The sequence below is a fragment of the Streptomyces sp. NPDC127108 genome (assembly GCF_042677545.1).
Lineage (GTDB): Bacteria > Actinomycetota > Actinomycetes > Streptomycetales > Streptomycetaceae > Streptomyces.
Genome location: NZ_JBHXTE010000027.1, coordinates 65,688 through 90,723, shown reverse-complemented (window position 1 = coordinate 90,723; position 25,036 = coordinate 65,688). Strand labels below are relative to the sequence as shown.

Annotated in this window: 21 protein-coding genes and 2 CRISPR repeat arrays (1 of these 23 running past the window's edge); of the genes, 9 read left to right on the top strand and 12 right to left on the bottom strand. The window is 68.9% G+C overall.

Translation table 11 applies throughout. From position 1 onward, the window contains the following. Positions 1–2,025: a CRISPR direct-repeat array (repeat unit 29 nt; unit sequence CGGAACACCTCCGCTCTCGCGGAGACCAC); it reaches 987 nt to the left of the window's first position. A gap of 18 nt (positions 2,026–2,043) precedes the next feature. From cas2e to cas3, 8 genes are all read right to left on the bottom strand, one after another. Then, on the bottom strand, positions 2,044–2,355 hold the full coding sequence (gene cas2e, locus ACFVHO_RS23465) for a type I-E CRISPR-associated endoribonuclease Cas2e (RefSeq protein ID WP_385717837.1): 312 nt from the start codon (positions 2,353–2,355) through the stop codon (positions 2,044–2,046). Between the two features lie 27 nt (positions 2,356–2,382). Next, a complete protein-coding gene (gene cas1e / locus ACFVHO_RS23460; RefSeq protein WP_385717835.1) occupies positions 2,383–3,378 on the bottom strand; it encodes a type I-E CRISPR-associated endonuclease Cas1e in 996 nt (331 codons plus the stop codon). Continuing rightward, positions 3,375–4,049, bottom strand: a complete 675-nt coding sequence (cas6e, locus tag ACFVHO_RS23455) for a type I-E CRISPR-associated protein Cas6/Cse3/CasE (RefSeq protein WP_385717832.1) — start codon at positions 4,047–4,049, stop codon at positions 3,375–3,377. Before cas6e ends, cas1e begins: the two co-directional genes overlap by 4 nt. Further along, positions 4,046–4,912, bottom strand: coding sequence for a type I-E CRISPR-associated protein Cas5/CasD (gene cas5e / locus ACFVHO_RS23450; protein ID WP_385717829.1), 867 nt, complete (start codon positions 4,910–4,912; stop codon positions 4,046–4,048). Before cas5e ends, cas6e begins: the two co-directional genes overlap by 4 nt. Beyond that, positions 4,909–6,087: a type I-E CRISPR-associated protein Cas7/Cse4/CasC gene (cas7e, locus tag ACFVHO_RS23445; RefSeq protein WP_385717826.1), complete on the bottom strand. Its 1,179-nt coding sequence runs from the start codon at positions 6,085–6,087 to the stop codon at positions 4,909–4,911. The genes cas5e and cas7e overlap by 4 nt, the downstream gene beginning before the upstream one ends. Before the next feature lie 78 nt (positions 6,088–6,165). After that, positions 6,166–6,915 (bottom strand): type I-E CRISPR-associated protein Cse2/CasB, encoded by a 750-nt coding sequence (gene casB, locus ACFVHO_RS23440; protein ID WP_385717824.1) that lies wholly within the window; start codon positions 6,913–6,915, stop codon positions 6,166–6,168. A 40-nt stretch (positions 6,916–6,955) separates the two neighbouring features. Further along, complete coding sequence (gene casA, locus ACFVHO_RS23435; RefSeq protein ID WP_385717821.1) at positions 6,956–8,548, bottom strand: type I-E CRISPR-associated protein Cse1/CasA; 1,593 nt, start codon at positions 8,546–8,548, stop codon at positions 6,956–6,958. 233 nt (positions 8,549–8,781) lie between these two features. Then, positions 8,782–11,676, bottom strand: a complete 2,895-nt coding sequence (gene cas3 / locus ACFVHO_RS23430; RefSeq protein WP_385717819.1) for a CRISPR-associated helicase Cas3' — start codon at positions 11,674–11,676, stop codon at positions 8,782–8,784. 192 nt (positions 11,677–11,868) lie between these two features. Next, positions 11,869–13,360: a CRISPR direct-repeat array (repeat unit 29 nt; unit sequence GTGCTCTCCGCGCGAGCGGAGGTGAACCG). A 713-nt stretch (positions 13,361–14,073) separates the two neighbouring features. Here cas3 and ACFVHO_RS23425 point away from each other — a divergent pair. From ACFVHO_RS23425 to ACFVHO_RS23405, 5 genes are all read left to right on the top strand, one after another. Then, entirely contained in the window at positions 14,074–14,307 is a 234-nt protein-coding gene (locus tag ACFVHO_RS23425; RefSeq protein WP_385717817.1) for a type II toxin-antitoxin system VapB family antitoxin, read from the top strand. After that, positions 14,304–14,711 carry a PIN domain nuclease gene (locus ACFVHO_RS23420; protein WP_385717815.1) on the top strand — a complete coding sequence of 136 codons (408 nt, stop codon included), beginning with the start codon at positions 14,304–14,306 and terminating at the stop codon, positions 14,709–14,711. Before ACFVHO_RS23425 ends, ACFVHO_RS23420 begins: the two co-directional genes overlap by 4 nt. 100 nt (positions 14,712–14,811) lie before the next feature. Then, on the top strand, positions 14,812–14,946 hold the full coding sequence (locus tag ACFVHO_RS23415) for a hypothetical protein (protein ID WP_385717813.1): 135 nt from the start codon (positions 14,812–14,814) through the stop codon (positions 14,944–14,946). Positions 14,947–15,152: 206 nt separating this feature from the next. Beyond that, the gene (locus ACFVHO_RS23410) at positions 15,153–15,476 is read left to right on the top strand and encodes a hypothetical protein (RefSeq protein ID WP_385717810.1); all 324 of its coding nucleotides are present in this window, start codon (positions 15,153–15,155) and stop codon (positions 15,474–15,476) included. Continuing rightward, positions 15,473–15,913 (top strand): hypothetical protein, encoded by a 441-nt coding sequence (locus ACFVHO_RS23405; RefSeq protein ID WP_385717807.1) that lies wholly within the window; start codon positions 15,473–15,475, stop codon positions 15,911–15,913. Before ACFVHO_RS23410 ends, ACFVHO_RS23405 begins: the two co-directional genes overlap by 4 nt. A gap of 169 nt (positions 15,914–16,082) precedes the next feature. Here ACFVHO_RS23405 and ACFVHO_RS23400 read toward each other — a convergent pair whose 3' ends face one another. Next, positions 16,083–16,295, bottom strand: coding sequence for a hypothetical protein (locus tag ACFVHO_RS23400; RefSeq protein ID WP_385717805.1), 213 nt, complete (start codon positions 16,293–16,295; stop codon positions 16,083–16,085). Between the two features lie 600 nt (positions 16,296–16,895). On the opposite strand from ACFVHO_RS23400, the gene ACFVHO_RS23395 reads away from it, so the two are divergent. After that, a complete protein-coding gene (locus ACFVHO_RS23395; protein ID WP_385717803.1) occupies positions 16,896–17,459 on the top strand; it encodes a hypothetical protein in 564 nt (187 codons plus the stop codon). 182 nt (positions 17,460–17,641) lie between these two features. Here the strand turns inward: ACFVHO_RS23395 and ACFVHO_RS23390 are convergent, their stop codons facing one another. Together ACFVHO_RS23390 and ACFVHO_RS23385 are read right to left on the bottom strand one after the other, a co-directional pair. Continuing rightward, entirely contained in the window at positions 17,642–18,058 is a 417-nt protein-coding gene (locus ACFVHO_RS23390; RefSeq protein WP_385717800.1) for an SRPBCC family protein, read from the bottom strand. A 26-nt stretch (positions 18,059–18,084) separates the two neighbouring features. After that, complete coding sequence (locus ACFVHO_RS23385; protein ID WP_385717798.1) at positions 18,085–18,447, bottom strand: VOC family protein; 363 nt, start codon at positions 18,445–18,447, stop codon at positions 18,085–18,087. Between the two features lie 185 nt (positions 18,448–18,632). On the opposite strand from ACFVHO_RS23385, the gene ACFVHO_RS23380 reads away from it, so the two are divergent. The 3 genes from ACFVHO_RS23380 to ACFVHO_RS23370 all read left to right on the top strand — a co-directional run bounded on the left by ACFVHO_RS23380 (position 18,633) and on the right by ACFVHO_RS23370 (position 21,664). Further along, complete coding sequence (locus ACFVHO_RS23380) at positions 18,633–19,451, top strand: helix-turn-helix transcriptional regulator (protein WP_385717797.1); 819 nt, start codon at positions 18,633–18,635, stop codon at positions 19,449–19,451. Between the two features lie 153 nt (positions 19,452–19,604). Beyond that, on the top strand, positions 19,605–20,126 hold the full coding sequence (locus ACFVHO_RS23375) for a DUF1877 family protein (protein ID WP_385717794.1): 522 nt from the start codon (positions 19,605–19,607) through the stop codon (positions 20,124–20,126). Between the two features lie 1,202 nt (positions 20,127–21,328). Then, positions 21,329–21,664 (top strand): hypothetical protein, encoded by a 336-nt coding sequence (locus tag ACFVHO_RS23370; RefSeq protein WP_385717791.1) that lies wholly within the window; start codon positions 21,329–21,331, stop codon positions 21,662–21,664. Between the two features lie 211 nt (positions 21,665–21,875). Here the strand turns inward: ACFVHO_RS23370 and ACFVHO_RS23365 are convergent, their stop codons facing one another. Beyond that, a complete protein-coding gene (locus tag ACFVHO_RS23365) occupies positions 21,876–24,947 on the bottom strand; it encodes a hypothetical protein (protein WP_385717789.1) in 3,072 nt (1,023 codons plus the stop codon). Between the last annotated feature and the right edge of the window lie 89 nt (positions 24,948–25,036).

Here is a 25,036-nt window from a genome sequence, read left to right as displayed (position 1 = left end):
CGCGGAGACCACGCGGCCAGGAACCAGCCGACCTCCGGCGAGAGCGGAACACCTCCGCTCTCGCGGAGACCACGACGCCAGCATCGTGCCGATCATCAAGCACGACGGAACACCTCCGCTCTCGCGGAGACCACTGCTGTGCGTCGCTCTCCGGCTGTAGCTCTCGCGGAACACCTCCGCTCTCGCGGAGACCACTGCACGATCTGCTGTTGCAGGGTCGTCAGCGGCGGAACACCTCCGCTCTCGCGGAGACCACACAACACGGCTCTGTGGCAGGACTGATCCTGCCGGAACACCTCCGCTCTCGCGGAGACCACGACTCTGAGCGGGCCGGTCATGACGTCGGCTCCGGAACACCTCCGCTCTCGCGGAGACCACGCGCGTCATCCGGTCCGGCCGATCATGGCTACCGGAACACCTCCGCTCTCGCGGAGACCACGGGGCTGAGGTTCAGGTCTCGTGCGATGCGGGCGGAACACCTCCGCTCTCGCGGAGACCACGTGCGCGAACTCTTCGGCCTGGCTCTGGCACTCGGAACACCTCCGCTCTCGCGGAGACCACTATCGGCGCAGCAGCCGCTCACCGATGCCGACCGGAACACCTCCGCTCTCGCGGAGACCACCATCGAGAACGCCCGGACCGGCCTCCAGTGACCGGAACACCTCCGCTCTCGCGGAGACCACCGTCCGCGAGCCCAGGAGGGGCCCCTGGAGCGCGGAACACCTCCGCTCTCGCGGAGACCACACCCGCACGGTGCGAGGCACCGCCAGCGCTGCCGGAACACCTCCGCTCTCGCGGAGACCACGCAAAAAGCCGACTGAATGGGGGCTCATGCAGCGGAACACCTCCGCTCTCGCGGAGACCACCGCCACCGGCGTCGCGAGCTATCCCGTGCAGGCGGAACACCTCCGCTCTCGCGGAGACCACCTCTGGCGTAACGACGGCGCGACGTGGGATCTCGGAACACCTCCGCTCTCGCGGAGACCACCGGTAGGTCTGCTCCACCTCGGCACCGGCGACCGGAACACCTCCGCTCTCGCGGAGACCACTCTGGGGCGACGACCTGGTCGCCCAGTGGGACCGGAACACCTCCGCTCTCGCGGAGACCACAGCAGCACGCCCCGGTCGCGGGCCGGGACCTCCGGAACACCTCCGCTCTCGCGGAGACCACCCGGCAACCTCGGCGATCCGGTCGTCCCAATTCGGAACACCTCCGCTCTCGCGGAGACCACCTCACCGAAGTCTGTGGAGGCCTGTTTCCAGGCGGAACACCTCCGCTCTCGCGGAGACCACCACATTCCCGGCAAACGGCCGCGCGTGTACTGCGGAACACCTCCGCTCTCGCGGAGACCACGGTCAGTGGTCCTGGTTGGCGGTGTCCATCGCCGGAACACCTCCGCTCTCGCGGAGACCACAGCAACCTGGCCACGCTCGTCGCGGCCCGCCACGGAACACCTCCGCTCTCGCGGAGACCACCAGCGCCCGCAAGACGCGATCGCCGCCGCTGTCGGAACACCTTCGCTCTCGCGGAGACCACCAGGCGTCCATGAACCGCTCCTTCGCCGAGGACGGAACACCTCCGCTCTCGCGGAGACCACTCCCGCATCTGCGGGCCGATGTGCGCCATCTGCGGAACACCTCCGCTCTCGCGGAGACCACCACAGGTAGCAGCGTCGCGGATCATCGGGTCCCGGAACACCTCCGCTCTCGCGGAGACCACACCAGCTCACGCACGCCCGCCGTCCGCGGATGCGGAACACCTCCGCTCTCGCGGAGACCACACGCCGGGGTCGATCGGGACGACCAGGAGCGGCGGAACACCTCCGCTCTCGCGGAGACCACAACTTCGGGTCGTCCAGGCCGACGCCGATGAGCGGAACACCTCCGCTCTCGCGGAGACCACGGTGCGGGTGCGCTCCCGTCCGGCGGCCAGGGCGGAACACCTCCGCTCTCGCGGAGACCACATACTGCGCGGTGAGACGAGCTGCGGCGGCCGCGGAACACCTCCGCTCTCGCGGAGACCACCCTTCCCGACCTGCAGGTCTACAAGGGATTTGCAGTTTCTTTACCTTCATGTCGGAAGGCCACGAGGGTGAGGCCGTCGAAGTCGATCGGTGTGCGGCGTTGGGGGCCGGCTGTGCGTAGGGCGAAGCCCTGTTCGTTGTCGGTGGGGTAGGCGAGGACTGAGGTGCCGTCGCCGGTGCAGGCGGTGATGGATGACCAGAGTTGGTCGCGTACGCGGGCGGAGACGGTTCCTACGTACAGCTGGGGGGTGACTTCGAGGAGCCAGCGGGTGAGGGCGCCGCGGAGGTGGTCGGGGACTGCGGTGACGGAGAGCACGATCATCGAGGCCATGGGTGGTGTGGTCCTTCGGGTGCGGTGTCAGGTGTCGGCTCCGTGGTTCTTTCCGCCGGGGATGGCGCCGCTGATGGGGTCCCAGAGGTCGACGAGGTGTTCTTCGGGGTCGGGGGCGTCATAAGGGGTGCCGGGGTCGAGGAGTTGCTGGATGTCGGTGACGATGCGGGGGAGGAGCCTGAAGAGGCGCAGGCCGTCTCGGAAGGAACGGCGGGCGGCCGCTTCGGGGTTCGCGGTGGCGTGGAGGGAGAAGGCGAGAGGGATGGTGAGTTCGGCCTTGTAGAGGTCGGCGATGTCGTAGACGAAGGCCTGCTGGTTGCCGTTGTGGACGAATCCGAGGGCGGGTGAGCAGCCGAGGGCGAGGATGGCGGCGTGCACGATGCCGTACAGGCAGGTGTTGGCCGAGGACAGGGCCAGGTTGACGGGGTCCTGGGTGTCCCAGGAGGCGGGGTCGTAGGCGCGGCGGAACCGGCCGATCTTGTACTGCTGCGCGAGGAGCCGGTAGTGGGCTTTGACGCGTCGCCCTTCCAGGCCGCGGAGTTGGTCGAGGGTGGGGGCGGCTGGGGCGGTGCCGTGGCCGAAGCGTCTTTCGTACATGGCGGTGGCGACGGCGAGGCGTCGAGTGTCGTCCGCCCAGGCGCGGGTCTGGCGTTCGAGCCAGGTGGTGGTGAGGGAGTCGGGGAGGGCGGCGGCGTAACAGCGGACGCCGCCCGCGCCGGTGATCAGGACAGTGGTGCCATGACGGGCCAGGGTCGCCAAGGCGCGGGCGGTGATCGAGGTGCCGGGGCCGAGCAGGACGCAGCTGAGGGCGGCGGTGGGCAGGTAGACGGTCTCCGTGCCCCGCTGTTCGCTGGTGACTTCGGCGCGGACGCCGGTGTCGTCCTGGTGGACGCGGACGATGTCCAGGTAGAGGAACGACAGGGAGTCGGCGATGCGCGGCAGCATCGCGACGGTGGGTGCGGCGAGTTGGCGGCGGGCGTTGGCGTGGGTGCGGGCAGGGCCTGCTGCTGGCGCTTCGGTCATACGGGTTCCCGGGCGGGGGCGATGGTGAGCAGGCCGCAGCCGTAGGCCTTGCCGCGGCCGATGCCGTCGGTGATCTTCGTGCGGAGGAGTTCGGGGTCGGTGATGGCGGCGGTGCCGTCGAATTGAGTGCGGGCATGCTGGATGCGCTGCTGTTGGGGAGCGTTCTGGGGGGTGCGTGTGCCGCGGGCGGCTTCGAGAGGGTGGGAGTGGTGGGTGAGCGGCTTGAGTCCGGCGGTGTCGGCCTGGCGCAGCCACCATTCGTCGGCGTCGGCCCCGTGGAGAGGGACGACGGCCGGCAGGTTGTAGAGGCGCCGGGTGGTGGCGCCGGGTTTGCGGACGGCGCTGGCCACGCACCGGTAGTGCAGGGTCAGACCGGGGCGCAGGGCGCCCAGGAGGGTGTCGAGGGATCGAGTGTCGGCCTTCCCGTAGCCGGTGGGGAGTTGGTCGAGGTCGGGTTCGTGGGTGCTCTGAAGGAGGATGTGCACTCCGGTGGGGGTGTCCTCGACGCGGAAGAGGACACCGAAGCGGGCACGTGGGTCCTTGCCCGCATGTGAGGGGAACAGCGTCATCAGGCGGCGGTGGAGTCCGACGGCTGCTTCGGTGCCGTTGAGGTCACGGCGGACGTCGCGGGAGCGCTGGTCGGGGGCGATGCGGGTCAGCCAGGCGGTCAAGGACGGCCTCCTTCCAGGGCTGGGCGGTCGAAGTGCTCGGCTACGTAGGTGGCGAGGGCGGTCAGGTGGCGGACTCCGAGCCCGGTGTGCTGGTCGGCGGGGAGGCGGAGGGCGCGCTGGTAGAGGTCACGGGTGCCGTGGGCGCGGTGGCCGGGGCGGAAGGAGAGCGGCTGGTCGGTGATCTCGCTGGTGGGCTCCGCGCCGTCCTGGTCCTCGTTCGCTTCCGGTTCGGGTTCTGGTGCGGTCAGGCGATGGTTCAAGGGCTGGTCGGAGAGGAACGCGACGTCCTGGAACCCCTCGCGTGGGCGGGGTGCGGCGAGGGGCAGGTGGACGAGGTGGCGCAGCGGATCGGTGGTGGCGCCTAGGAGGAGGGGGCCTTCAGGCGGGCAGGAGCGGCGGCCCAGGAAGAGCGGCCATCGCGGCGCGATGAGCGCTTGCCCGGCCCGGTTGAGCAGCTCTGCGTCGGCGGGGCCGCCGGTGACGGCGACGGTGAACGCCGCGTCGGCGAGGTAGGTGCGGTGCGTGAGGAGCGTGCCGGTGTCGCCGGAGCGCTTCTTGCCCTCCGCGGTGGTGACGGTGGCCTTGGCGGGCAGGCCGCCGCCGACGGTGTGCAGGTCGCGCAGCGGTACGCCGGGCCGGTCGACGCGAATCGTCAGGGACAGCCGGGCTAGGTCGTCCGGCGGCTGGTCGCGGCTTCGGCCGAGCGCGGACGCCAGGAGGCCGATGACGCCCGAGCGGGTGGGAAACAGGGCGGTGTCCCGCTCGTTGAAGGGGCTGCGCTCGCCCCAGGACTGCAGGGGCCCCGTCAGCCGTAGCAGCAGGCCCGTCTCCGCGTGGGGATCCGGGGTGCGGGGGGAGTTCACGCAGCCTCGCCCTCGTCCTTGCTCCCGACGAGCGCGGCATCGAGGGCCGTGGTGATCAGGTCGTCGAAGGAGTCGTGCCGTTGGCCGAGGCCAGCCAGGTCCTTGGCGTCCAGACCGGCCCAGCCCGACGTGAGGACACGCCCGGTGCCGAGCAGCTTGTTCGCCGCCTGGGCGTACTCACCGAGCCGCGCACGGGATACCTGCGCGAAGCCGTTCCGAGCCTGCACGGGCTCCTCGAAGGCCGCGGCGAACGACAGCGGGCGGTCCGTGCGCACGGAGAGGTGCACCAGGTCGGGGATGGTGTGCGGGGCGGTGGAGTTCTTCTTGGCCTGGGGGAGCGACTCGATGAACGCACTCAGGAACGCGCTGGTCAACTCGCGCACTGCCTGAGGTTCGTCGCCGATGTTGGTGGCGAGGTCGCGCAGGTCGACCGTGGCGTAGCGGTAGAAGGTTCCGGCGCTGAACTCGGCGTGGCCCATGTGCCCGCTGCCGGTGGCGTCGCCCCAGACCGCGGTGATGTCGTCGACGGCGGAGAAGTAGTCCAGCTCCACGTCAGTCTGGTGGGTCGTCAGCGCGTGGGCGACCTGGACGGCGCCGTCCACCCCGGCGTTGTCGACTTCGGCGAGCATCCGGCCGAAGAGGTTGATGACGCCGTTGCGCGAACGCAGGATCGCCTCGACGTCGTCCTTGGGCAGCACGCTCTTGTCGGCGGGCTTCTTGATGTCCTTGGCCTTCTCCACCGTCGCGCGATGGACTTCGGCGAGGTCGGCCAACTCCACGACCGCCGCCTCCGGCACGTACACCATCGCGTTGGTGAGCACCTTGTTGGGCACGATCTGCTTGGGATCGGCAGGGTCCTTGGCGAGTTCGTACTTGATGCTGCTGGCGGCCGCCACGTGGGCGCCCCCGCGCTGGGCATCCGTCTCGCCCCAGCCCCGCGCGATCAGTTCCCGGGTGACGCGCTCGCCGATGCGGCGGGTACGCAGGGCGACCTCGCCGACCTTGTCCTCGAAGACGCCACGGACAGCACGCTTCCAGGACTGGCTGCTGACACGAGTGCGCAGCGTGTTACCCCACTGGACGGTTTTCACGGAATTCGTGTCGTCCCGGTTCAAATTGGAGAACGGGACCGACTGCAGGATGTGGATGTCGATGAAACGGGCGGCAACGGACACTGATGTCTCCCTGAATGGGTTTGTGTGACGCAGGAGTTCTGGGCAGGAACGGGCGCATGGGTACGGCACCCGTCACCCTTAGGCTTCGGGCTGGTCGGTTTCGTCGAGTACGGCTTCCTCGGCGTCGGCGCGGTTGGCTCGGTTGTCCGCATCCGCGGAGCGCTGCCGGTAGTAGTCCTGCAGCCAACGACGAGAGATTCGCCCAGAGTGCTCGGGCCAGGCGAGCAGATCGCTCAAGAGCCGGGCCCAGTCGACGGGAACGTCCAGATTCCTCAAGTAGCCGACAGCGGAGGGTAGATGACGGTGCAAGCCGTCAATGCTCTGCCGGGTGAGGACGTTCAGTCGCGCTTCGGCTCCCGACTCCCGCATCGCCTTGTCCCGGCCGGGACTGTCGGTGACAGCGGCGGCGAACGCGGCGCCCAGACTCGTGCCATAGCGTTGCGATCCCGTCGGCCCCGCCGATGCCCCCGCGGCCGCCTCGACCGTGGGTTCGGTGCCCGTGGTCCCGCCGCCGTCGGTCTCTTCCGGCTCATCGAGCAGATCAGCGGCGGCAGATCCGCTGCTGCGCGGCTGCGCAGCGATCATCGCAGCCACCGCGTAGTAAGCCCGCTGATCGGTCTCTGAACCGAGGCTGCTCTCCGGGATCCAGCGCGCTACGAACCGGTGCATGCGCTGCGCCGAGCGGTCGTTGATCCCACGACGCAGACCGCTGCGCAGCGCACTACGGGCCCCAGGCTCCTTTCGGCAGAGCTGTTCCGTCCACTGGGTGTAGGCCAGCAGACGCTGACGCCCTGCCGAGGCCGGGTCGGTGGTGGCCTGAGTGGTCATTCTGTTCCTCGCCCCTCTCATTCTCGTCCGCGCTGCGTGCTCATGCGTCCTGCCCCTTGGTGGACCCGCTGCTCTTCTTGCGGGCCCCTCCATACAGGCCGATCCGGGCGTCGGATACGGCCTTGGCGCCGCGCTGGGTTCGGGTGACGGAGGCCGTCACGGTGTCGTACGCCTCCACAGCCAGAGCCAGAAACGCCGCCCGCGACCCAGCCCGGTCGAAGTCCGCGTCCAGCACCGTGCCCGAGCGGTCCAGGCGGCGGAAGCGGTCCCAGAACTCGGCTTCGGCGCGCGGCCAGTAGCGCCCGGCAGCCTCCGCGGCCCACGTGTCGCCCTTGGCCTTCGCGTCGCGCACGTAGGCGGCCCAGGCCTGCTTCACCGCGCGATCCAGGCGCCGCCCGTACAGTTCCCCGAACTGCCGCAGCCGCGCCACCGGCAGAGCGGTGCGCGGTGAGTCCCGCTCGGCGAAACCCAGCACCGGAGGTGTGGTGCCGGACACGAACTGGATGTCCTTGGCCTGTGCTTCCTGCTCGAAGCCGAGAGCCCGCACCCGCAGCTCCTCCGACACCTCGACGGCGTACGCGAAGACCTCGGGCCGCCTCGGCTGGGCCGTCCCGGGGGGTTCCTTGAGGAGCAGGGCGTCCAGGTCCCGCCACAGCGCACGCCGGGAGTCGGCCGGGCGCGGGTAGGGATTGCCCTGCTGGCTCACCTGCCAGATCAGAAAGGGGTCGCTCCGCGGGATGCGGCCGGTGCGGTACGCCCAGGTGATGTAGGCATCGCGCACCAACTGGCCGTCCTGCCCCTGCGGTACGAGCAGCAGCGCGTGCTGGGAGCAGGCGGTGAGCCGCGAGCAGGGACCGGCCGGAGCCCGGGGCGCCTTGTCGGGGTCCGGCAACTCGTCCCACTCCCAGGGGCACTGATCCCGCGTGGGCGTCACGGTGGCTTCCGGTCTGACCAGCCCGGCCAGCAGCGTCTCGAAGAGGGTCTCTCCCTCAGGGTGGTATGAGAGCGCGGTACGCAGCGGGCCGGCCGTCATACTGGCGCTCTTCGTGCCGTTCACTTCTCGGGCCGAACAGCGGCCGGAGGGGCCGTAGTAGTGCCACACCAGCAGGTTCAGCACCGCTTCCGACGCGGTGGGCAGCTCGGGGCGGGCGTCCCTGTCGGCGCGGAACCAGGCGTGATTGTTGCCTGAGGCACGCGTGACGATCAGCTTGTTCACACCGGCGGTCTTGTCCGCGTCGCACTGCTCGGCCAGGCGCGCGTCCTGCATCCACGGCCGCCCTCCCTTCGGGTCGAAGAGGAAGAAGCGATGCTCGTACCTGGCGAAGTACTCGGCAATGCCCTCCCTCGGCAACTCGCCCTCGTCCCAGACGTCTTGGAGTCGCGTGCCCCAGTCCCTGGTGCCGACCTCGTCCAGACCGGTGACTCGGGCTGTGAGCGCGTACAGGATCCGCAGGAGGGCGGAGTGCGCGGGAGGGGATGTGACGGCCAGTCCGGTGATGCTGCCGCTACGCAGGAGCAGTTCGCGCAGTCCGATGCGATCGGGAGGTTCGCCGGTCGGAGGGGGAGAGGCGTTCGGTGACCAGTGGACGGGGATCCACGGTTCGTCGAGAAGGTTGTAGGCAGGCGGTGGCATGGGACTCCAGTAAAGAGGCACTATGGGGAGGGGATCTCTGCGTATGCGGAGGTGGACCGTGTGCCGCGTGCGAAGCGATCACGTGTCATCCCCTTGGCCCGCGCAGGCGGGTGGCGCCGCCCTGGCGTCGGCCAACCGGAGAAGAACGCCGTGCGCCAGGGCGGCTGTTGAAGACGTTAGCGGAAGTGTGCGGCGTGCGAAGCACACTCCTCGGGAGAGGCTCAAAATCGCGGTTACACGACCTCCAAGCCAACGTCGGAGGTCCGGATGGTGCGGTCCCCGTGGCAGCAGGACCAGGCGATGCCTGTGCCCTCGCCGGGTTCTGGCCGCATCCGCAGCAGTACGACCTCACGGAGCAGTGGCTGGTCGTCCCAGCCCCGCGGCGCCCCGTAGCCGCTGTCGCCCAGCAGCCACTTGCCCGGAACCGGGACGGCATGCGAAATGATCTGCGCCAGGTGGCGGCGGGGGAGCCCACGGATGTCCTCAGGTAGCGGATGCGTCCCCGCCTCGTCGAGCGTCAGTGAGCCATCGCTCTGCTCGTACAGGCACAACACCCGTCCAGTGTCAGCGCCCAGACGTGACGTCAGCAGCTCCTCCGTGACGCCTGCCGTCCGCTCGCTGAGTCGGTGGAGATCACCGGCCACGTCCGCCGGGGCACGGATGCCTACCATGGCGGCCAGCTGCGTCTGGGCCATTTCCTCGGCCTGGCGCTCGGCATCCAGGATGCGCAGCTGCTCCTGCTCGGCGGCCCCCGCCAACCGCTCGACGAAGTCCTCCGCGTACACGGTGTCAATCAGTCGCTGGACGTCACCGGGAACGTCGATGCCCACCGCTTCCGCTTCGGCCAGGACTCGGGCGGTACGGTGCAGCAGCCCGCCGTCGTATACCGACCCCCAGCTACGAGGTGGGACGGCGAGAGCCCCTTGGGAGTCGACGGGCTCCAGGACGATCAGACGTGGTGCCTCTTCAGGGAGCGCCCACGGCGGGCGCCCGGTCGCGCCGCGCTCGTGGCGACGGCCCCGTCCCGCACGCTGGAGCAGCTGGGCCAGCGGGGCGAGGTCGCTGACGATCAGGTCGAAGTCCAGATCAAGGGACTGCTCGACGACCTGGGTCGCGACCAGGATGGACGCCGGACGCGGCCTGGCGATGTCCCCCTCACCGCGCGGCTTGCCGAACGCGGTCTCGCACGCGGCAGTGATGCGCTGTCGCACGCGCGCGGGATAGCGCGAGTGCAGCAGGCGCAATCCACCCTGCTGCTGGGCGAGTTCGGGGAACGCGATGCGCAGGTCTCGATACGTCCGCTGGGCCTCGGCTACCGTCGTACAGCACACCAGCGCCGTGCCCCCGTCCGATGCCACGGGGCGCAGCACCTCCCGCAGTGCCTCACGTCGGCCTCCGGGACGCGGGGCACATGAGGGGTCTGCCTCGGTATCCCATACGACCGGCCGGATGCCGAGGTCGATGCGGCGGGCCCGCTCGCTCTTCACCGCTCTAGGCGTCGAGACGGAGCCAGTTGTGGCGTCGGCGAACAACCAGCCCGGATAGCACGGTTCGACGGCAGACGGCTCCGGGAAGCCGGCACCCCGCCGGTAGGCATCCACCAATGACGTCGCCGTCCGCCCCGTCAGCGTGGCCGACAGCAGGACCACCGGCGCGCGGAACGCCCCCAGCCACTCCAGCAGACGGATGAGCAACTGGTGCATCCACGGGCCGTAGGCATGGGCCTCATCAACGACCAGGACCTTGTCGGACAGACCGAACAGCCGCAGAGCGTTGTGCTTGAGGGGCAGAACTCCGCTGAGCACCTGGTCGATGGTGCCCGCGCCGAGTGGGGCGAGCAGCCCGCGTCTGTGCCCGCGCAGCCACGCACCCGCCGTTGTCGCGGTCTCCGTGTCCGCGCTGATCTCGCCGTCCGCCGCCCCGCTGTCTTCGCCTTCGTCTGCACCGGGCGCGTCGCCCCCGGCGTACTGCGGACTGAGCCAGGCCATGGAATGCAGCAGCGTCAACGCCCGCTCTCCACCCATGGCGGCCTCCGCGAACTTCCTCACCCGCGGAAACATCGCGTCCGCCGTTGCCATCGTGGGCAACGCGAAGTAGAGCCCCCGCGCACCGGCTGCCCGCCCCAACACCGACGCCGCGTACAGAGCGGCCTCCGTCTTCCCGTCGCCCGTCGGAGCCGTGACGAGCAGCAACCCTGTCCCCCTGGCCTCCGCTAGCTCCGGCAGCCGGGCTGTGAGATCGCCTTGGAGGGAGTTGGGGGTGAAGGGGAACATCTCGCCGAAGTTCTCGGTGTCGAACCGTGCCCGGCCCAGTTGGGCTTTGGACACCCAGTCCGGCGCGGCCTTTCGAGCGCGGTCCCAGTGGGCATCCAGTTCCTCGGGGGTCGCCCGCCAGGCCTCCGTAGGCAGCCTGGGTACGATCGCCTCTGTCTGGCTGGCGAGCCAGTCTGCGACAACCACCAGACCGGACACGATCACGCTCAACTCGGCGGGCAGCCCCCGTGCCGGAACGGCATCGCCACCTGTTACACGTCGCAACTCCGCGAAATGCGCCTCGCGTTCAACCGCCCAGCCCTCTTCGCCGAGACCCGGTTGATAGCCACTCGCAGCTGCCAGCTCCTTGACCAGAAGCACCCGCCCGAAGCATCCATGGTGTCCACCCAGCATCTGAGCGACCTGGTGCCACACCGCCTGGCGCATCCGTCGCCGTTCTCCTGGGTATCCGGCTTCCTCCAGCAGTCGTGCGACGGCCCAGTGCGTCGCGACTTCGTGGCGGAATGCCCGCTCCTCTGCCGCACCAGGAGCGAACGCGTACGCCGGATCCTCCCGCACGGACGCGAACTCGCTCGGTACCTGCGCCTGGAACGGCGGAGTGATCTTCCCTAGGTCGTGCAGCCCCGCCCAAAACGAGAGCACCGCCCGGGTGTCGCTCACCGACAGGTCAAGCGCGCTGGCAATCCTGTCACGCACGCGATCGCTGATCAGGGCATCCCACAAGGTCCCGAACACAGCAGCTGCGTCCAGGAGATGGCAGATCACGGGATAGGGGCGCAGCAGGCCGCGTTCCTTGCCCCACATCCGAACGTCGATGTTCCTGCCCCGGCGTAAGTGACTGTCTTGCTTCGACATAGCACCAGAGATAGCAGCGGCCACTGACAACGGGCCCTGAACAGGCGAAAGTTGCGGCTGACGCCTTCGTCGGTGGGACCATAGACTGCCTCTATGCCTCAGTCTCGAATGGCGCATCGCGACGTGGGAGTGGCTCCGCGTTGCGAAGTTCAAGGATCGGCAAAGTCGCTATAACGGGGCAGGTCGGAAAGGGTGCTCTCCGCGCGAGCGGAGGTGAACCGCCGATGGGCGGCGGCAGCTTCCCCCTCAACAGGTGCTCTCCGCGCGAGCGGAGGTGAACCGGCGTTCCAGGTGGCGATGCCGTAGGCGGTCAGGTGCTCTCCGCGCGAGCGGAGGTGAACCGGCCGAACTCGAGGCCGCGCAGGCACAGCTGCGGTGCTCTCCGCGCGAGCGGAGGTGAACCGATGACGGACAGCGAACAGGTGCCGCCGCTGCGGTGCTCTCCGCGCGAGCGGAGGTGAACCGTCATCGACCCATCCCGGCAGGCACTTGGTCCAGTGCTCTCCGCGCGAGCGGAGGTGAACCGGCCGAGGAAAGCGCCCGCGGGTTCGCGGCCGCGTGCTCTCCGCGCGAGCGGAGGTGAACCTATGTAGTGCGACGTGCCAGCGAGTGCGATCCTGTGCTCTCCGCGCGAGCGGAGGTGAACCGGATCGGTTGTCGCATGTGGGGCACAGGTAGGGGTGCTCTCCGCGCGAGCGGAGGTGAACCGTGGACTCCAGCGATTTAGCGAGCCGTCACCCAGTGCTCTCCGCGCGAGCGGAGGTGAACCGACCTTCATGCCCGCCAGCGACACCTGCCCGGCGTGCTCTCCGCGCGAGCGGAGGTGAACCGTACGGATACAACCAGCAGGCCGACTGGTACGAGTGCTCTCCGCGCGAGCGGAGGTGAACCGTCGAGCGGAAATCGGCTCGAATCCCGAGATGCGTGCTCTCCGCGCGAGCGGAGGTGAACCGCGGTAGCCCGGTCATCAGGTGGGTGTGGCGTAGTGCTCTCCGCGCGAGCGGAGGTGAACCGACCGACACCGGGGAGTCGCTGACCAACGCGGAGTGCTCTCCGCGCGAGCGGAGGTGAACCGATCATGGAGGAGGCGGAGCGGCGCGTAGCCAAGTGCTCTCCGCGCGAGCGGAGGTGAACCGTGGGGGTGGCTGCGGTGCTCGCCGAGGGGGTCGTGCTCTCCGCGCGAGCGGAGGTGAACCGAATTGCGGCTCACGACGACCCGACGACTCGACGTGCTCTCCGCGTGAGCGGAGGTGAACCGCGGGCACAGGAGACAGAGCAGGAGCCCGAAGCGTGCTCTCCGCGCGAGCGGATGTGAACCGGACGGCGGCATGTTCGGCTGGGTCGGTGATGCGTGCTCTCCGCGCGAGCGGAGGTGAACCGGGTGCGGCGCCGGATGCCCCGGGGGTGGCCGCGTGCTCTCCGCGCGAGCGGAGGTGAACCGGTCTTCCAGGAGGAGTCCGGGTACGGGCGGATGTGCTCTCCGCGCGAGCGGAGGTGGACCGAACCGCGACGCCCTGGCCGCGCAGCCCGGCGTGTGCTCTCCGCGTGAGCGGAGGTGAACCGGAGTCCGGCGAGCAGGCCGAGCGCGAACTGGGTGCTCTCCGTGATGGCGGAGGTGAACCGGTCACCACCATGCAGCTGGCAGGCGGGGACTGGTGCTCTTCGCGGTAGCGGAGGTGGTTCTCCTCGACCCGGCGGATGAGGTGGCCGCACACCCCCTACAGATACGGTGTGTAACCGCAGCAGGGGGCATCTGAGGTGAGCCTCTCCAGCTCGCGCTGCAACTCTCATGCGAAGTTGTCGCCGCTCCACTCTGCGTGTCGAGACTCGGGCAGGACCTCTGACTGGCGGTGAGGCAATTGCCTCACCGCGCCGGATCAAGCGGGACCCAGCGGGGCTCGGCGGGGTTGAATCGGGTGGACTTGTCCGGTTCCCCGGTAAAACCGCAGGTGAGATGGGTCACCGGTTTAGGTTCGAGTCCCACCCGCCCCACAGAAGTACTTGCGAAGAAACGTTCTGACCTGCGAAAACGCGGCTGGACGTATGTTGTGCGTGAGGCAATTGCCTCACGTCGGTGAGGCAATCGTGCGCCTGTGCGCCCTGCCGGGCCTCTGATTCCCTTGTGGCATGGGGTTTCAGGGGTACACCTCCGTGGGATCTGCGGTTGACGGTCCCACGGCTCACCCACGGAACATCTGTACCCCCGGCCCCTCTGGCGAAATCGCTGTTTCGCCCGAGATGTGTGCGCCCGGTGAGGGGCGTATCGCGTGCGCGGCTCGCGGCCGCTCGCCTGGCAGCCGGGTCGCGTCTGTCTCGTGCGTGAGGGACTGTCTCGAGGAATGTTGGTGATGTAGCTTGGTTATGTACATCATGGACTCGCGGTGAAGGGTGGCCGGTATGTCTGTTACCCAGATCGATCTCGACGACGAGGCGCTGGCCGAGGCGATGCGGCTGATGGGTGTCTCGACGAAGAAGGAGACCGTCAACACGGCGCTGCGGGACTACGTGGCGCGCATCAAGCGGTTGGAAGCTGCCGAGAAGCTGGCCGCGCGGGGTGAGCGGGGCGAGTTCGAGGCGGCGGCTGCTGCTCATGCCGCCGCGAAGGACGCCCGGCGGGCCGCCTTCGAGTGATCACGTACCTTCTCGACACTTCCGCCCTGTGGCACCTCTTCCGTACGCCGGGGGCGTTGCGGCCCTGGGAAGGGCACATCGCCGCCGGCGTGTTCCATGTCTGTGAGCCCACGAGGGCGGAGTTCCTGTACTCGGCGACCAGTCCGGCCCACCGCGATGAGCTGGCCGAAGAGCTGGATGCGCTCTGCCAGTTCTCGCCGGTGCCCAAGAACGCGTGGCGCTGGGTCGATACCGCGCAGTACAAGCTCACCCAGCGGGGACAGCACCGCGCCGCCGGAGCCGTCGATCTCCTGGTGTGCGCGACAGCGGTCCATCACGGCCACACCGTGCTCCACGTGGACAACGACTTCACCACGGTGGCGGCGGTTCTCAAGGAAGTGCAGCAGCGGGACGCGCGCGCCTGACCGCCGGCCATCTGCTGACACCGGCGGTGTGCGCAACGCGCGAGGCTCCCGTGCCGTTGAGGGGTGTTCGACGTCTCAACCCGCAGGCGCAGAAGTCACGTTGGTTCCGTACTCTGCCGAACTCGACCTGCCGCATGCCCTGGTCGGCCTGTTGCGGACCTTGCGTGAGGCCGCCCCGGACCTTGTCCTGCTCGACGGTCCCTGGCGCAACTGGGTCGGCGACAGCCGGGTGTGAGGGCCGCCGCGCATCCGGCAGGTGAACGCGGTCGAGCATGGCGCTGACCATGGACATTGCGGACCTTCGCCTCACCCGTTTTGGGACTAATGGCCCCCTGTCATCCCGGAATGCATCGATACGTTTACCCCTTCTTGATGCTTTCTCTAACTGGGAGGGGGCCCGTGTCAGAGAGCCCGCCGAGGCGCTCTTTCCGGAGGGCGGCGGTGCTGAGTACCTGTCTCGCGCTGTCCGGACTGCTCGCCTTCGAGAGCTTCACGTGGGCCGCCGCGACCAACCTCCGCCAGCACTTGAAGAACCGCCGGGGCGGCCGCGAGATCTCTCGCTACGACGCCCGGCCGGGTGACGTGAGCTTCGCGTTCTACCAGAAGGACCGGAAGTGGAACCACGCCGGCGTCGTCACCGGCGGCAAGCGTGGCAACCTGAACATCACCCAGCACGGCAGCAAGAACCACACCACCCTCAACCAGTGGCTCAAGCCCAAGAAGATCACCGCAGTCAGCATCATCAGGCCGGGGAGGCGCAAGTGAGGGCAACACGCATCGCGGGCTCGCTGGCCGCGGCGGCGCTGCTCCTGAGCGCCTGCACCGCGAAGGATCACACCCCGCCGTACGTCAAGGACGGCACGGCCGACCTCGACCTGTCGGTGACGGGGCAGCCGGTCCCCAAGACCCTGGCCCTCGTCGAGAAGGCGCTCGTCCGCATCCAGCGGCACGACGCCGACGGCCTCGCGAAGCTGTCGTACGACAACGAGCACGCCAAAGAGACAGCTGACGCATGGGTGACGAAGTGGGGTGACGCCGCACAGAAGCCCATGGTCGCGAACTTCCTCGTCAGTCCCAAGAAGTACGTCGACGTCACGATCCGCTTCAAGGGAGTGAAAGGCAGTCTGTCTCTCACCCTGCAAGAGGACACGGACGACTGGACGTACGGAATCGTGACGCGCGAAGGCTTCTACGACGACTGATCGGGCGGTGCGTGTCGGGTGATGAAGTCGGCCGAGCCAGTCGTCACTTGTGTCTTCGACCAGACTGACGCTGGGCGCCCCCCTGGGTCTTCACAGCGCATCCATCGCGCTCGTAGACGGGCATGCCACCAACTCGACCTGCTCCAGCGGGAAGCCATAAGGCCTCCGACTACGGCTGCCCCTTCTTCGTGCGCTTCATGTAGAGGGTGAAGCCTGCCCAGAGAAGGACGACGACCGCGACGGCTGCCCATCCCCGGTGTCGTCCCGAGGCGAGCGTGAGGGCTGTGAAGAGGGTGACGAGCAGCAGGGCGAAGATGTTCGTGAGCCTGGTGTAGAAGCGGACCCCGGCCTGCTGCTCCATCGTCCATCCGGGGCGGACCATGGTCATTCACCTTTCAGTCGACGGACTGAGACGCTGGGGTGGAACCTATCCCGGGTTCCACCCCAGCAAGCCTGTGCCGAGGATCCATTCGGCGGCGGTGGAACCGGCCTCGTCGGCCGCGCAGGAACCGGCGAAGCGGACTGCTTGACCGCCTGCGGCTGATGCGTCCGGCCGTCGAAGGCCGCGCGGCCTGCCTGCTGGGAGCTGGAGATCGACTTCGGAGGCGCTGTCACGGTCGGGGACGGCACTGTGGTGGTCAACAGCAGCGCCCCGTCACACGACGTGGGGGGCGACCCGGTGTCGTGGCAGTGAACTCCCAATACTTGGGCATGAGTTCGTCGAGTTGGGGCCTGGCCGTTCGTCAGTTTCAGCGGTGATCTCGTGGTTTCCACGGTCGGCGGGCCTGAGCCTGTGCTGTGTGCTCAACTGCTGGATGTGGACCGCGAATACCGTGTGCGGGTGTGGGTGAAGGGCAAGGGGTACGGCGCGGGAGGCGTTTGAGCGCCTGTAGGGGGAGGTCTGCCCGATCACCGGTCTGGAGGAGTACGTCATCCACTTCGAGGCCGCGTGAGCTCGGTGCCCGCCCGGGAGGTGACGAAGATGAGTACGGTGGAGGCCATTGACAGTCTGTTCGGGATCCTCGATGACGGAGAGCTGCCCGGCCACACCGCGGACTGGTCCAACGGTTTGGTGGCTGTGATGACCGCCGGTGCGCTCATCGCCACCGGCGTCGCTTTCGGTCCTGTCCGCGTGCGGACAGCCTTCAGCTCCCAGCCGCCGCCCGCTGTCGACGATCAGGGCAGCTGGGACGAGATCATCGAAGTCACGGTGCAGGCACCCACCGGCCGACTCCGGGCGCACTCACTGGAGGACAGCGGGTTCCCTGAGCTGCCGGTGCTGAGTACAGCCGGAAGCGGCGCCTACCGGGTGCGGGTCCATGCCCGCGGCCGCGCTGATGCTCCGACCGTAGTCCGGGGCGATCCGGTCGAGGACTACCTGCTGCAGGTCTGGCCCGTCGGTACCGATGAGGACACGGTCGTCCTGCGCAGCAGCGAGAGGATCGAGGCGGCGCTGCGCGAACCGAGGCCGTTGGGGCACACCCCGGACCCCGGCGAAACCGATGAGCTGTCGCGTGTTTCCTGCCGTGTCGAGCAAGACGGTTGAGGATGTGCTGTTTGCCGGGATGGCCGTGGGGGGTGGAGCGCGTGCGCCGGTCTTTTGTGACCTGTGGACGGTCGCGATATTCCCCTTGGAGAAGTTCACGAGCTTCTCCAAGGGGATTCCGGACGCGGCTCCGTCGGGACCAGGCCCTTGCCGGAGCCGCGTCGCACTTCCAGTCCGCTCGGTCAGTCGTCCGGCGTGGCCGGGGTCTCCAGCGTCTGCTTGATCACGCCTGCTCCCTGGTCGACCATCTCGGCGATGGGGCCCGCGAGGTCGTCCGGTGTCACATCGGTGATCCAGACGAACCGACTGCGTTCCTCGCCTTCGGCGAAGACCTGCATCGACGCGTGGTGGTGCTTGGGGGCCAGTGACCCGCCGACCACCGCATAAGCGACCCGTCGGGCTTCGTCGTCGATGTCGACGAGGAGCTCGTGCACCACGACGCCGTTCACGAAGGTCACGACCCTGGTATCCACCTCAAGGCGGGTGTCCGTGACGAAACCGGGTACCAGGCGCCGGTGCACCTCGCCGACGTCGCGGACCGCCGCCCAGACCTTGTCAGGGGTGCTGTCGACCAGGAATTCCTTGTGGATGTGAGCCATGTGCGTCTCTCTTGTCTGCCGGATTGTCAGTCGCCGGTGGTGAGGCAGAACGGGTGCCCCTCGGGATCGGTGAGCACCACCCACTTGCCCTCACCGGGCTGGAACTCGGGCTTCGCTGCCCCCAGGGCGAGCAGCTCCTTGGCGGCGCTCTCCAGGTCGGTGACAGTGAGGTCGAGGTGCGCGTGCTTGCGGGCGTCGGGCCAGCCCGGCGCCTGGTATCCCTCGATCCGCTGGAAGGCGATCTGCATCGAACCGCCGTCGCCCAGCGAGGCGAAGTGCTGGTCGCTGTGGGTGATCTCCCATCCGGTGGCTTTCTGGTAGAACGCGGCGAGCATCGCCGGATCCGCGCAGTCGATGACGACCGCGGTGAACTCCGCGAGTGCGGGCATGCCAATGGCTCCTTCGTGCAGCTGCTGGTGAGATGTGACGTGACCGCGCCGTGCCGACGACGCAACCCGGTGCACGGGCCGGACGGCGGGGCGGGGCACGTCCACAAGCCTGCTCGCAGCAATTGGCCCCGTCTTGAACATCCTTGCGCGGGCCGACTGTCAGACCCTCGCCGTAGCGTTCAAGGGTGCTCACAGCTACCGCTCTCGCTACCCGGCCCGACTTCAGCATCACCGCTGTGACGTGCCAGGACGACCCCGCGCGCTGGTCGGAGGCCGAAGTACGTGACGACTACCGGGTGGTGCTCGTGCGCCGCGGCCGGTTCCGCAGGCGCGCAGCCGGAGCCCACGCCGATATCGACCCGACGATGGCCTACGTCGGAGTGCCGGGCGAGGAAGAGCACTTCGCCCATCCCGCTGGAGGCGACGACTGCACCTCGATCAGCCTCACGCCGGCGCTGTGGCAGGTCATGGCTGGCGATGTCACGCGCCTGGCCACGCAGAGCGTTTACGTCGACGCCCGCCTCGACCTCGCCCACCGCCGGCTCCTCGCGACCGCCCGGACGGGGGACATCGATTACTCACTGACAGAAGAGCTGCTCGGCCTGCTGGCCACCACCGTCGGCCACAGCGTCTCCGGGCCCACACCGCTCGGCGCCAAAGCCCCCAGAACCGAAGCGGCTCTCGTCGCGGCAGCCCGTCAGGCGATCAACGATGGCCACCCGGCCGCGGACGGACTGCTTCCGCTGGCAGAGTTGCTCGGGGTCTCGCCGTACCGCTTGAGCCGGGCCTTCACCCGCGAACTTGGCGTGTCAGTGACCCGCTACCGCAACCGCGTCCGCATCGGCCGGGCCCTGGACCGGCTGGAGGGCGGAGAGAGCAGCCTTGGCGTCCTCGCCGCAGATCTCGGCTTCGCCGACCAGGCACACCTGTGCAGGACCCTGCGCCAGTACCTGGACCGCACACCGACGGCACTGCGACGCCTGCTCGCCCCTCGGGCAGCTTGACGATCTCCGTTGCTGGACAACGTCTTTGCCTGGGGAATCACGTGACGCGCAAGCTGTCGAACGTGACGTAATCTCCCACCCCTGGCGGTCACGAGTCCCATGGGGACGGTGACCGTGGGCGGCTCCAAGCCTGCCGGCACGGATACTGCCGTCATGGCCGTTACTCAGCAGCTCGCCCGCATCCCCGAGGGATATCTCGCCGCCTGCCGTCAGTCCGCCGCCGCGTCGCCGGACGGTGATCCCCACTGGTATCCACCGGCGTACGACGTGCTGGACCTGGACTGGGCACCGGCCCTGCTGAAACGTCTCGGTGAGGTGGCCGGACTCGAAGAGGCCCATCTCGATGCTCTGCACCTGGCTACCGACGGCGACACTGCACTGGACCTCGGCTTCTTTAACACTCACCCGCACGCCATAGCACCCTTCTGGGGCGCCCCCACCGGCCTGGACGCCTCTCAAGTGGCGCGTGTTTCCGAGCTACTCATCCAGATCGACATGTCCGGCCTTCTTGCCGCCCTGCCAGCCGACGAGTGTGACGCCGCATCCTTGATCGGCCAGGTGGGCACCATCACCGGAGGTCTGAGGGCGTACCTGTTGGAGCACTTCAACGCCTTGCGTGACTTCTACCTCGACGCAGCCAGGCGCCATCTGTACGTCGTGCTCTGGTGGGACTGACCCGCGACTCACAACGTTCCTACCACGAGCACCTGGGGAATTGCGTGACCGTCCACAGGGATGTGGACCCGAGCATCTCGGCGCGCCGGCATCGCGTCGCCCACCGGCGCTGGACGCCGATGCCAAGCGGAACACCTCCGCACTTGGGGGGACTGCGAGCCGTTCCGGGCTCGGCGGACGGCGAGGGCGGAACCAACCTCGCGCGCGAGCACCACAGGCCGTGACCTTGCACCCGGGGGTCGCGTACGGGGTACGGGCGATTACCGTCTCGATGGGTGCGTGGGTGCGTGGGTGCGTGGGTGCGTGGGTGCGTGAATGGGGAGGAGTGACCGATCCGCCGTGACCTGATTCGACCGGTGACAGTATGGGGTGGCTCGGCTGTACTGGGTCGGATGGCGGGTTCATGCTTTGGTACCCAAAACGTTCAGTTGGTGCATCTCCAGTTTGTTGGGACCCCCCGCGGAACGCAGAAACGCAAGCTCAAGTTGGCAGCGGTGGCGCCGCTCCAGGACACGCCCCAGGACACGCCCCAGGACAGCCACTTTCGCCGTGCCGCTGTGCTCACTTGCGAAGAATGCGGCGAGGACTTCCGCGTTGGTTACGTCATCCGCTCCGAATTCAAGCGACGGTTCCGTGAGGACCGGCCGCTCCTGCTCATACGCGTGATCATCTATGCGGCAATCATGGGGTGCACAGCGGGAGTGACGGGAGGTGTGTCGGGAGTGGCTCGCGGAGATGGGGGCGCGATCCTCGGACTCCTGTTGGTCGGCGGCATCTTGGGCCTCTGGCCGGCTTCGGCCGTGGGCGGGAGCATATGGGAGGCGAAGCGTGACATCATCAAGCTGGAGGACACCGTGGAGCCGGCACCTGAGGAGGTTTGGCGGCACGATTGGATACGCACGCGAAAACGGCGCACGGACGGCATTCAAGGTGCTGGGTCGACTCCCGAATGACTTGTGTTCACCCTGAAAGCCTGTGCCGCCTCCTCAGCCCCGAGCGTCGGAGCCCAAGGGCTCACCCAAGGGCGCGGGTCGCCTTCTGGGGGTTAGGCAGTCACACCTACTAAAGCCCCTTGTGGGCCACCACTTCCGAGCCACTTCGTCGATTCCTGGCCGTTCCGCTGAGGCTGTCTGTCCAGTGACGCAGCGCCCTGCGACGCTCCGGACAGGCCGGCAGAGCGCGAGCCCGGGAAGGAGGCGACCATGTCCGAACCCACTCCACAAGACAAGCGGCCGGACGCGCCCCAGTACACCCCTGATGTCACCGAGCCCCCGGTCGTCCCGGCTGGCCAGGTCAAGCCTGAAGCTGTTGCCACACTGGCGATCGAGTACAGGGACGGTCGACCCGTGATCGTCGCTACTGGCGGAATCTTCATCCCTCAGAAGATCAGGCTCGCGGGTTCCGGCTTCGTCTACACCAGCGTCCTCATGACAGCGGAGGACCTCACAAACGACGTCCCGCTCTTCGTCCTGCCCGACGACGATGATGACGACCCGGAGGACCGCTTCGTCCTTGGGTGCGGTGGCTTCGACATCTGAGTGAGATCGCCGTCAGGATCAGCGGGGCCTCACCCCCCACCGTCGGCAGCCAATAGCTTGGCGAGCGAACCGTCGTACAGTCCCGTGGAGTTGTAGACCTATTTGTGTTGCCTTCCCGTTCCAATGTCTGCCTCTGCTCCCGGGGGCGGCCCCGCCCACCCGCCCCCTTGGTTCGGGGAGGGGTGGGCCCGGCGCCCGGTGAGGGCTCACCTCACAGGTGGTCGCGTACCTCTCGCCGCCTGTGCGCGATCGCCGCGAGCAACGTCCCTGCCGCGAGCAGCGCCGCAGCGATTCCCGAAGCCATCCACATGCCCCCTGCCCCGGTGTCCGGCAGCGGCGGCGTCGGGGTCGACTCCGACGGTGAGGGGGTCGGCGAGTCCGAGGGGGAGGGGGAGTCGGACGGGGACGGGGAGTCGGAGGGGGAGGGCGAGTCCGAGGGGGACGGGGAGGGCGAGTCCGATGGAGACGGTGAGGGGGAGTCCGACGGAGACGGCGATGGGGACGGGGAGTCCGACGGTGAGGGGGACGGTGACGGCGAATCCGACGGTGAGGGCGATGGGGAGTCGGACGGGGAGGGCGACGGTGACGGGGAGTCGGACGGGGACGGGGACGGCGACGGGGAGTCGGACGGGGACGGTGAGGGGGACGGGGTCGGGTGGATTTCGGCTACCACCCACGGGGCCTCCGTCGCCAGCAGTCGGCGCGTCGTGCCGTCGGGCTGGCGGCGGTCGCCGGCGATGGCGACCTTGTTCCAGGTGCGCTCGCCGCCCTCGAAGGGGTCGCCGTCGGGGCCGCGTTCGGGCACGTCCATGGTCCAGCGGAGCGTATAGCGCTCTCCGGCCGAGAAGACGTGGTCGCCGAAGTCGAAGCGGACGGAGCGGATCCGGTTCCAGTCGGTGACCTGGCCCGCGGGGACGAAGGACGGGTCGGGCCGTCCTTCGCACTGGAAGGGGGCGCTGTTGTCCGGGGTGTTGTCCATCTCGGGGCGGCACGGGTCGGCCTTGTCCGAGTAGGTGATGGTCACGGGGGCGGAGCCCGTGTCGATCGGGCCGGTGAGCCGTGGGCGCCACTCGCTGGTGACGTCGTCGCCGTAGCGGCCGCTGGTGACGCCGGAGGTGCCGGGGGCGGGCAGCAGGTCGTAGGCGACGACGTTGGTGAGGGCGGTGTTGCCCATGTTGCCGAGGACGGTGCGGTACTCGACGGTGCCGCCGATCGTCGACTGCCCGACCTCGTCCTCCTTGCCGGGGACCTCCGCCGAGCCCTTGAACGCCTCGTCCTTGTCGCCCTTGACCTCCTTGGTGACGAACAGCGCGGAGGACTCGGCGATCGCGAAGTCGTCGGTGGCCTCGGCGACGTTCTCGCCGGTGTTCCCGTCGCCGTCGATGTCGTGGCGGTCGGTGGTGCGGGTGTTGATGGGCCGCTCGGCGTCGTAGAGGCCCGCGCGGTTGCCCGCGTAGTCGGCGTCGCCCGGGGAGCCGCCGTAGGTGCCGCTGGCGACGCCGGGCTCGACGGTCGTGCGGAAGGTGTAGACGCAGGAGGAGTCGTCGGCGGGGATCTCGGCGCCGGGTTCGGCGGTCAGCTCGACGCGGGTGCGGCCGTCGGGGATCCCGGGTCCTTCGGTGACCGTCTCGGTGAAGCGGTCACCCGCGGGGCAGTGGTCGGGCTGGTCGTCCGCGAGGGTCCAGGAGCCCTTCACGTAGGAGAGCTGGCGGGGCACGAGGTCCACGAAGCGGGGGCGCAGCGGTGAGGAGCCGGTGCGGTAGCGGTCGTTGGTGAGGGTCACGGTCCAGGTGTGGCCGCCGCCGGGGCCGACGGGGGCGGGCTCGGTGGACTTGGAGAGCTCGGGCTGGGAGACCTCGGGTTCGATGTGGAAGCTGGTGCAGGAGTCCTCTTCGGCGGTGCCGCTGCTGCCGGTGAGGCCGAGGCGGGCGCAGTTGTCGACGTCGCCGCTGCCGCCGGGGATCTCGGAGCCGTCGGCGCGGCCGGAGATCTGCACGACGAGGTTGGTGCCCGCGGGCAGGCGCGGCACGTCCACGCGTACGGAGACGAGGTCGCCCGAGCCGCGCAGGTCGATGCTCTGTCCGGACGGTGTGAGGGTCTCGGTGCTGCCGTCGCGCCTGGTCACGACCACCGACCAGTCGCCGCCGTAGGCGCCGCCGGACGGGGTGGACAGGCTGAGGACCTGGGGGTCGAACCCGGTGGGCAGGGCGTCGCTGAGGCGGGCGTCGGCGGCGTCGGTGCCGGTGTTCGCGAAGCGCAGTACGTACGAGACGCGCTGGCCGTCGGCGGCGAGCGGCGGGTCGACGGACTTGTCGAGGGTGCCGGACACCTCGCCGCCGCCGGAGCCGACGACGGTGTCGGCCGTGTCGGTCTTGGTGATCTTCCCGGTCTCCGGCCCGTACGGGTCGCCGGTGACGGACGCGGTGTCGGTGAGGGTGGTGCCGTCGGCGACGCCGTCGCGCACCTTCACGCGGATCTCGTGCACGACGCCGTAGGGGTAGCTCTTCACCTGCGCCAACTGGTCGCCGGGCCGGTCGGGTTCGGTGTCGACCGGCCAGGTGACGGTGCGGGTCGCCGCGTCGTAGGTGTAGCCCGCGGGGGTGGCGTCGACGAGGTCGACGCCTTCGGGGAGCACGTCGGTGAGGACGGCGTTCTCCAGGGCGAGGTTGCCGCGCGGGCGGTTGGAGTTGCGGGGGTCGTTGGTGGCGGTGACCTTGTACGTGATGGTCTCGCCGGGCCGGGCGCGGGAGGGGCCCTCCTTGCGGATCGCCGGGTTCGGCTCGGCGGTCACCTCGACGACGGCGTCGTCGGTGCTGGGGGTGCCGTCGCCGTTGGTGGCGGTCGCCGACATCCCCGCTCTCTGGTCGCCGGGCGGCGTCCAGTAGTCCTCGGTGGGCCAGCTGACGGTGAGCTGGGAGCTCTGCCCGCTGGCGATGGAGCTGTACGTGACGGTCACGGTGCCGTCGTCGTTCGCGGTCACGCCGGTGACGCCCGGCGGGTAGGGCTGCGACACCACGCCCTTGCCGGAGGCGCCGGGCGGGGGTGTGAAGGTCACGGTCACCGACTGGCAGTCGCCGGGGATCGAGCACTGGATGAACCCGTTGTACGTCACGTGGTCGCCCGCGGGCACCGGCGACGTGCCCGGGTCGAGCCGGACGCTCATCCGGGGGTCGGCGCGGGCCTCGCTGTCGTGGGGCACGAGGGCGAGCGCGGCGAGGGCGGCGACGAGGACGGCCACCGCGGCGACGAGCGCGCGACGGTACCGATGGGCGATGGGGACCACAGCACTTCCGACCGCGAGGGGACCTGAGGACGCGTCAACTGTGCGGGGGTGGGGGGTGGCTTCGATCGCTACGACAAGGCGTTAAGCGC

Coding starts and splice junctions, on each gene's coding strand:
- ACFVHO_RS23375 (WP_385717794.1), top strand. CDS start 19,605: ATGGCCGTTACTCAGCAGCTCGCCCGCATCCCCGAGGGATATCTCGCC.
- casB (WP_385717824.1), bottom strand. CDS start 6,915: ATGACCACTCAGGCCACCACCGACCCGGCCTCGGCAGGGCGTCAGCGT.
- casA (WP_385717821.1), bottom strand. CDS start 8,548: ATGCCACCGCCTGCCTACAACCTTCTCGACGAACCGTGGATCCCCGTC.
- cas1e (WP_385717835.1), bottom strand. CDS start 3,378: ATGACCGAAGCGCCAGCAGCAGGCCCTGCCCGCACCCACGCCAACGCC.
- cas3 (WP_385717819.1), bottom strand. CDS start 11,676: ATGTCGAAGCAAGACAGTCACTTACGCCGGGGCAGGAACATCGACGTT.
- ACFVHO_RS23425 (WP_385717817.1), top strand. CDS start 14,074: ATGTCTGTTACCCAGATCGATCTCGACGACGAGGCGCTGGCCGAGGCG.
- ACFVHO_RS23395 (WP_385717803.1), top strand. CDS start 16,896: ATGAGTACGGTGGAGGCCATTGACAGTCTGTTCGGGATCCTCGATGAC.
- ACFVHO_RS23385 (WP_385717798.1), bottom strand. CDS start 18,447: ATGCCCGCACTCGCGGAGTTCACCGCGGTCGTCATCGACTGCGCGGAT.
- ACFVHO_RS23390 (WP_385717800.1), bottom strand. CDS start 18,058: ATGGCTCACATCCACAAGGAATTCCTGGTCGACAGCACCCCTGACAAG.
- ACFVHO_RS23400 (WP_385717805.1), bottom strand. CDS start 16,295: ATGGTCCGCCCCGGATGGACGATGGAGCAGCAGGCCGGGGTCCGCTTC.
- cas2e (WP_385717837.1), bottom strand. CDS start 2,355: ATGGCCTCGATGATCGTGCTCTCCGTCACCGCAGTCCCCGACCACCTC.
- ACFVHO_RS23370 (WP_385717791.1), top strand. CDS start 21,329: ATGTCCGAACCCACTCCACAAGACAAGCGGCCGGACGCGCCCCAGTAC.